The sequence below is a fragment of the Moorena sp. SIO2C4 genome (genome assembly GCF_010672485.1).
Taxonomy (GTDB): domain Bacteria; phylum Cyanobacteriota; class Cyanobacteriia; order Cyanobacteriales; family Coleofasciculaceae; genus Moorena; species Moorena producens.
The window spans coordinates 1-7,410 of the sequence record NZ_JAAHGN010000303.1 but is presented as its reverse complement, the minus strand read 5'-3'; the positions used below and the strand labels follow the sequence as shown (position 1 = coordinate 7,410).

The 7,410-nt window shown below is 44.2% G+C and carries 5 protein-coding genes and 1 pseudogene; 1 reads left to right on the top strand and 5 read right to left on the bottom strand.

Features of this window, described 5'->3' with window-relative positions:
- From F6K20_RS16985 to F6K20_RS16970, 4 genes are all read right to left on the bottom strand, one after another.
- The coding region (locus tag F6K20_RS16985) for an AAA-like domain-containing protein (RefSeq protein ID WP_287295393.1) at positions 1 to 3,061 on the bottom strand (3,061 nt) is incomplete at its 3' end.
- 198 nt (positions 3,062 to 3,259) lie between these two features.
- Positions 3,260 to 4,663, bottom strand: a complete 1,404-nt coding sequence (locus F6K20_RS16980; protein WP_287295392.1) for an AAA-like domain-containing protein — start codon at positions 4,661 to 4,663, stop codon at positions 3,260 to 3,262.
- Between the two features lie 465 nt (positions 4,664 to 5,128).
- Entirely contained in the window at positions 5,129 to 5,266 is a 138-nt protein-coding gene (locus F6K20_RS16975; protein ID WP_008190365.1) for a hypothetical protein, read from the bottom strand.
- Between the two features lie 455 nt (positions 5,267 to 5,721).
- Positions 5,722 to 5,847 carry a hypothetical protein gene (locus F6K20_RS16970; RefSeq protein ID WP_008190366.1) on the bottom strand — a complete coding sequence of 42 codons (126 nt, stop codon included), beginning with the start codon at positions 5,845 to 5,847 and terminating at the stop codon, positions 5,722 to 5,724.
- An 828-nt stretch (positions 5,848 to 6,675) separates the two neighbouring features.
- On the opposite strand from F6K20_RS16970, the gene F6K20_RS16965 reads away from it, so the two are divergent.
- Positions 6,676 to 7,050, top strand: coding sequence for a hypothetical protein (locus F6K20_RS16965; protein WP_008190368.1), 375 nt, complete (start codon positions 6,676 to 6,678; stop codon positions 7,048 to 7,050).
- A gap of 146 nt (positions 7,051 to 7,196) precedes the next feature.
- On the opposite strand, the pseudogene F6K20_RS16960 reads toward F6K20_RS16965, so the two are convergent.
- Positions 7,197 to 7,410, bottom strand: a pseudogene (locus F6K20_RS16960) (hypothetical protein); the annotation flags it as partial.

Here is a 7,410-nt window from a genome sequence, read left to right as displayed (position 1 = left end):
CGGCGATTTGATTGCCCTGTAAGTCCCAAATTCTGGCAGTATTGTCGGATGAAGCAGTGGCCAGCCTCTGTCCATCCGGGCTGAAGGCTACACTTAATACCGAGTCCTGATGCCCGGTGAGTACGGCTAATGGATTGCCCTGTAAGTCCCAAATTCTAGCCGTGTCGTCCCATGAAGCAGTAGCCAGCTTGTTTCCATCCGGGCTGAAGGCTACACTCCTTAACGAGTGCTGATGCCCTCTGAGCAGGGTGATTTGATTGCCCTGGTTGTCCCAAATTCTGGCCGTGTCGTCCCATGAAGCAGTAGCCAGCTTGTTTCCATCCGGGCTGAAGGCTACACTATCTACCGAGTCCTGATGCCCTGTTAGCACCGCGATTTGATTGCCCTGTAAGTCCCAAATTCTAGCAGTGTTGTCGAATGAACCAGTGGCCAGCCTCTGTCCATCCGGGCTGAATGCTACACTTGATACCTCGTTCTGATGCCCGGTGAGCACGGCGATTTGATTGCCCTGGTTGTCCCAAATTCTGGCAGTTTTGTCTAATGAAGCAGTGGCCAGCTTCTTGCCATTGGGGCTGAAAGCTACACTTAATACCCAGTGCTGATGGCCGGTGAGCAGGGCGATTTGATTGCCCTGGTTGTCCCAAATTCTAGCAGTGCCGTCTGATGAAGCAGTGGCCAGCCTCTGTCCATCCGGGCTGAAGGCTACACTATTTACCCAGAACTGATGCCCCTTAAGCACGGCGATTTGATTGCCCTGGTTGTCCCAAATTCTGGCGGTGTTGTCGAATGAACCAGTGGCCAGCCTCTGTCCATCCGGGCTGAAGGCTACACTTAATACCGAGTCCTGATGGCCGGTGAGCAGGGCGATTTGATTGCCCTGGTTGTCCCAAATTCTGGCGGTGTTGTCGAATGAACCAGTGGCCAGCCTCTGTCCATCGGGGCTGAAGGCTACACTCCATACCCTGTCCTGATGCCCGGTGAGTAAGGCAATTTCATTGCCCTGGTTGTCCCAAATTCTGGCAGTTTTGTCATCTGAAGCAGTGGCCAGCCTCTGTCCATCCGGGCTGAAGGCTACACTTAATACCGAGTCCTGATGGCCGGTGAGCAAGGCAATTTCATTGCCCTTTCTGTCCCAAATTCTAGCAGTTTTGTCATCTGAAGCAGTGGCCAGCCTCTGTCCATCCGGGCTGAATGCTACACTCCATACCCTGTCCTGATGCCCGGTGAGCACAGCAATTTCATTGCCCTGGTTGTCCCAAATTCTGGCGGTTTTGTCCTCTGAAGCAGTGGCCAGCCTCTGTCCATCCGGGCTGAAGGCTACACTCGTTACCTCGTCCTGATGCCCTGTGAGCACAGCAATTTGATTGCCCTGGTTGTCCCAAATTCTGGCAGTTTTGTCATCTGAAGCAGTGGCCAGCCTCTGTCCATCCGGGCTGAAGGCTACACTCCTTACCCAGTTCTGATGCCCTCTGAGCACAGCCCCTTTTCGGAATTGACTAATACTCTGGTGGAGGGCATTTATAGGACTAGTAGCAGGATATTGCTCCAGGGGGCAACCATCTTTTACTATACTAAGTAGCTCTTGCCCAGTCTCTACTGCTTCATACAAAAGCGTTTCCCCTATTGTACTGGGGCCGTAGTAAGCATTATCCTGTAACTGTCTTAAAATAATAAGTCCTTTCCGTTCTAGTCGTGTCAATAATTTGGCTTCTGCTAGCAACGCTTCCGCTTCCTGTTTCGCCTTAGCTAATATCTCTCTAGCTTCTTTCTCAGCCGCCAAAGCCTTTTGTACTTCTCCCTTATCTACAATCTGACTAGCTCTTAAAAACTGGGAATCCAAATCGCTTAACGCTTTTCCCCTAGACCATTGTTCCGCCTGGTCTAATGCTTTCCCCCGCAACAAAAAAGACTCATCCTTACACCCAGAATTAACCCAAGCCGTAAACGCCTCAGCGTAGGGGCGCAGTCTGGCCAATTCTGTCTTGACCCAATCGGAATTAAAAACCTCCCCATAAATCCGGTTGTTAACCTCCAAACAACCATGACGCTCAACCACCAGCCCTGATAACCTTAACTCCGTCTGTTCTTCACTGCCATCAGCAGCTAGACAACCGTGCTCCAACACTTGCTGATACAAACCCAACAGCATCCCAGCCCGTTGCTCATTTCTGAGAATGCGATCGCGTATAGTCTTCAAATGCTCCTGTTCATCCTGGGCTTCCCAATTGTTAATGATCTTGCTACGCACGATCTGGTCTAGGGAAAGACTATTACCCGATTCCCAGGTCTGCACTACCAAACGACACACGCGCTGAGTCAGAAACGGTTGTCCTCCCGTCCAGTTTACTATTTCACCCAACACCTGTTCAGGATTATTAACCTTACCTACCAAACCTGGAACCAACGGCCCTTTAGCCTCCTCAAAGGTAAACCCAGTTAATTGAATATCCTGACCAATATTAAACGGAGTGCGCTGTTTATCCTGAATTAAATCTGCAGCAGTTGCCACCCCCAGCAAACAAAAGGTGAGACGATTGTAAGCTGGCGTTTCAGCTCGTTGATTGTAACAGGCTCTAATTAAGGCAAAGAAATCATCTTTAAACCTAACTTTAATAATACTATCAATTTCATCCAGAAAAATAACAATATTTCCCGGAATACTGCTTAATACGATCTGCTCAATAAACTTACTTAAGCACAACACCGGAGAGATTTGAGCACGCTCGTCTAACCAACTGTCTTCATCAAATTTTCCGAAAAGCTCGAAATCATCCACCAATAACATAATCAAACTTTCATACCACATCGACACCGTGATATCTTCTTTACCAATCACGGTCAGATCGATAGACGCGCAAGCAAATCCCTCTTCTTTCAAGCGTTTTATCGTTCTTACCCGCAAACTAGACTTACCCATCTGTCGGGAATTCAGCACATAACAAAACTCCCCAGCCATCAATGCCTGAAAAAGCTCCTGATCCGCTTGTCGGGTCACATAAGTCGGTTCATCCTGAGGTAAACTACCTCCTACTTTGTAGATTGTTGAGTGTTGATTGGTCATTACAGCGGTTTGGCATTCGGTGAGGTACAAATTTTTAGGTTTTAGGGAGCAGGGAGCAGGGAGCAGGGAGCAGTGATAAGAGTGTAGCAAGTGTGGGAAGATGGGGAGAGAGAATAAGTGGTTTTTAAGAATTAGGTATAGTTAAAGATAGTTTTGCTCATTGTTATTCTACTTCCTGGTCTATTGATAATAATATTATTACCCGATTCCCGATTCCCGATTCCCGATTCCCGATTCCCGATTCCCGATTCCCGATTCCCGATTCCCGATTCCCGATTCCCTACTCCCCAAAATGCGATCGCTAAAATACAGACGATACAAATTACATCTCAAACTACAATCATTACCATAGCGTTGCACCAGACCCATACTTTCCAACTTGCGAGTGATAGTAGCATCCAGGCGCACCGGTTTAGTGGTACTAACTAATAATTTAACAGCGTCCAGCAATTCGGGATGCTCTTGAATACTAGTTAACAGTTCACGGAGATGACTGCCATAAATTCCGGCTTCTGTGGGGGCATTAGCCAAAAGGGTATCCAGTGTCTTCTCTGCTCCTTGGTGATTCTTGAGATAATCAAAAGCTTGGGACAATAAATAAGGATGTCCCCCCACCATTGCCATCAGTTGCGTTACTGAATCCCCAGACAACTTCAACCCATAAGCCTCAGCAAAGCCCTTAACTTGCTGTTCATTAAACTCTAGTAATTCTATCTGTAATCCCACATTAAACGGCGACTGTTCGGTAGGTAAGCTAACGTAAACTTCCGTAGCATAAACCACAATCAATCGTAGTTTTTTCCAAACCTCTTTACTCTTAGCATCTTCATGCCAACTGCGCAGCAAAGTCAGAAACCCTTCAGCCACATCTTGATGAGAAAAGACTTGCTCTACTTCATCCAAACACAAAACTACCGGAGTATCTAAAGACTTTAATAAATACTGCTCTAAGTATCGTTTGCAGTTTACCTTGCTGGGTAAACGCTTTTTCCAATAACTGTCTAAGTTATCCGACAATCCTAAGTTATCAGCAACTCGTACACAAAAGGACTGTAAAAAGCTATCTAAATTATTTAAAGGTAGCTCATTCATATTTAAATAAACCTGAGCATAACCCTGTTTTTCACTATGGGCAATAATCTTATGACTTAGTAAGGTTTTGCCCATCAATTTCGGTGCTTTAATCCGAATTAACGCTCCCGGTTTGACAATTTCCTGATAGCAACGAGCTTCAATAGGTGGGCGCTCAATATATATCTCTTGAGTTGCTCTAGGTCTAGGGGATAACCCGCACTCGTCTAATACTTGCTCAGCCACCAACTCTGGCTTATAAATATTAACGATTTCAACTAACTCACAACGACAATTAAAACCATTAGCTTCAATATCAAAGTCTTTATATATTTTAGAAATATGCTTTCTTACCGTAGATATATCATAGACGTTTAGCACCTTGTCTCTGATTGCTTCATCTGTCTTGCCACCAACCACTGCCTCTAACACTTGTCGCCTTTTCCAGGGCATAGTGTTTAATTTTTGCTCGAAGGCTTCTTTACTAATCATAGGCGATCGCTGCTTGTGCCTTAGGTAGTCCGTAAGCATTCAGCCGTCAGCCGTCAGCCGTCAGCTTTCCATAACTGAGATTAATGCTTACCTGTTTTATTCAAAAGCTCTTACCGTAGCTTGTCCATAGTCCATAAGCACCTCAAGTAGCTTGCCCATAGCCGATAAACTGATAGCTGTTCGCGTAGCGTGCGCGTAGCGCTTAAGCTGATAGCTGATAGCTTACGGTAGTCCTATGATTAGTTTAGAGTATTATTCATTAGTTGATCAAAATTGAGACAACAAGTTCACAACGTTTGTGTACCTGTGAAAAAATAATCACAAATATATTCTTCGACCGTCACCAATGTGAAGTGCCATGAAGTAACCTGAAGTTTGTTTGTAAGCTATCAGCTATCAGCTATCAGCCATCAGCTATCAGCTTATGCGCTACTTGAGATGCTACTTGAGGTGCTATCAGCTATCAGCCATCAGAGATTAAATATCAGCTTTTGAATAAAACAGCTAAGCTTTTGAATAATGCTGACCACTGACCGCTGACCGCTGATCGCTGACCGCTGACCGCTGACTGCTTACCAATAAAAAAAAATCGGTCAAGGTTTGGTTAACCAATGCTTGACCGAATTCTATAATATAAACCACTACAATTAAAGCTTAGCTTATCAGCTATCAGCTATCAGCTATCAGCTATCAGCTGATTAGCTATCAGCTATCAGCTTAAGCGCTACGCGCACGCTACGCGAACAGTTATCAGCAAAAGGCTGACCGCTGACCGCTGACCACTGACCGCTGACGGCTGACGGCTGACCACTGACTACTGACCACTTACCTCAGCAACTGATCCAAAACAACAACATTCCAACTCAGTAAACTAACCTCCACAAAACAAATTGCACTCATAGTCGCCAGGGCGTCAAAACCCTGGCAAATTACTATCCTAGTCTACGTAAAAATAGCGAATCAAAAAAGTCATAATCTCATCAGGCTTCCCCGTAGGCTCGGGAGTGCTCCACTCGTTGGGATAGGCGTATTTAAGGCCATAAAGGGCAATAAGCGATGCAGCGCGGTCTTGGGGGTTCCCCCCATGAGCGACTGCATCAAGACATTGTCTTCCAAACTTTTTCAGGAGAACCGATCAAGATCAGCTTGACTTTCTTAGGTTTGCGACCAGGGTTTTCTGGGGTGTTATTTTCATTCGAGTTAGGTGGAATGTTCTTGGTCATGAATCGTGACTCCTGTAAATGGTTCATACTATTAATATATTTATAAGTTAATCATTTGTCAAGGGATTTAGAATTTTTTGATTATTACGAAATATGGAGATTGTGGAGAGTAAAATTAATCGTATTGTGGGCAGTAAAATTAATCGTAGGGTGGGCAGTGCTTCCTAGAAAATTTCAAGGTTGTATAAAGTGAAATCGGCACTGCCCACCAACAGAAAATAAATTAAAATAAATTGTAAAATAGAGTAAAATTAATCGTAGGGTGGGCAGTGCTTCCTAGAAAATTTTAAGGTTGTATAAAGTGAAATCGGCACTGCCCACCAACAGAAAATTAATGAAAATAAATTGTAAAATAGAGTAAAATTAATCGTAGGGTGGGCAGTGCTTCCTAGAAAATTTCAAGGTTGTATAAAGTGAAATCGGCACTGCCCACCAACAGAAAATTAATTGTATTGTGGGCAGTAAAAATAATCGTAGGGTGGGCAGTGATTCCTAGAAAATTTCAAGGTTGTATAAAGTGAAATCGGCACTGCCCACCAACAGAAAATTAATTGTATTGTGGGCAGTAAAAATAATCGTAGGGTGGGCAGTGATTCCTAGAAAATTTTAAGGTTGTATAAAGTGAAATCGGCACTGCCCACCAACAGAAAATTAATTGTATTGTGGGCAGTAAAAATAATCGTAGGGTGGGCAGTGATTCCTAGGATTTTTCCAGCTTGTAGTCAGTTAAATCGGCACTGCCCACCAACAGAAAATTCATGGTAAAATATAATAAAATTAATCGTATTGTGGGCAGTAATAATACCAATTCCAAAGCTTACCATCGGGATGATACTCACTGCCCACCCTACATCAACTGCTCCCTGTTCCCTACTCCCTGCTCCCTACTCCCTAAAACCCAAGACTTTATACCTAAACGAATTGAAAACTGCTGTAATGAAACAAACCCACTATCTAACCACAACCGTTCAACAAGGCAACCGCCTTGAGATTTCCCTTCCCAATTTACCGGTAGGACAAACCATAGAAGTGATTTTAATCGTACCTGAAACTGCACAAAATCATTCAATGGAACGCCAAGCTTTTCAACAACTTCCCCTAGAAGAACGTCGTCGCATTTTAGCCCAACAAGCAGAAGCCATGAAAGACTATTATCAAGAAAATCAAGAATGGAAAGATTGGATAAATTTTGATAACGAGTAAATCTATATTGTTTAATTCGGTTAGTATAAATTCCTGTGTTTTAGGGAACAGGGAACAGGGAACAGGGAATAGGGAATAGTAAAAAAAATCTGTGTATCTGATAGGTAAGTATTCAGAATTCAGCTTTTGAATAATACCTGTTTTATTCAAAATAAAATTAATCGTATTGTGGGCAGTAAAATTAATCGTAGAATCGTAGGGTGGGCAGTGCTTCCTAGAAATTTTCCAGCTTGGGTGCGGCTAGCACCAGACTTGCCGTTAACCTTTTTGGTGAAGTAGTCAAAGGTTCCGGAGTCTGCACCAGGACCGTACAGAACTAGGGGCAGGTCTGGCCAAGCGGAATTTACTTGACTCCATTTG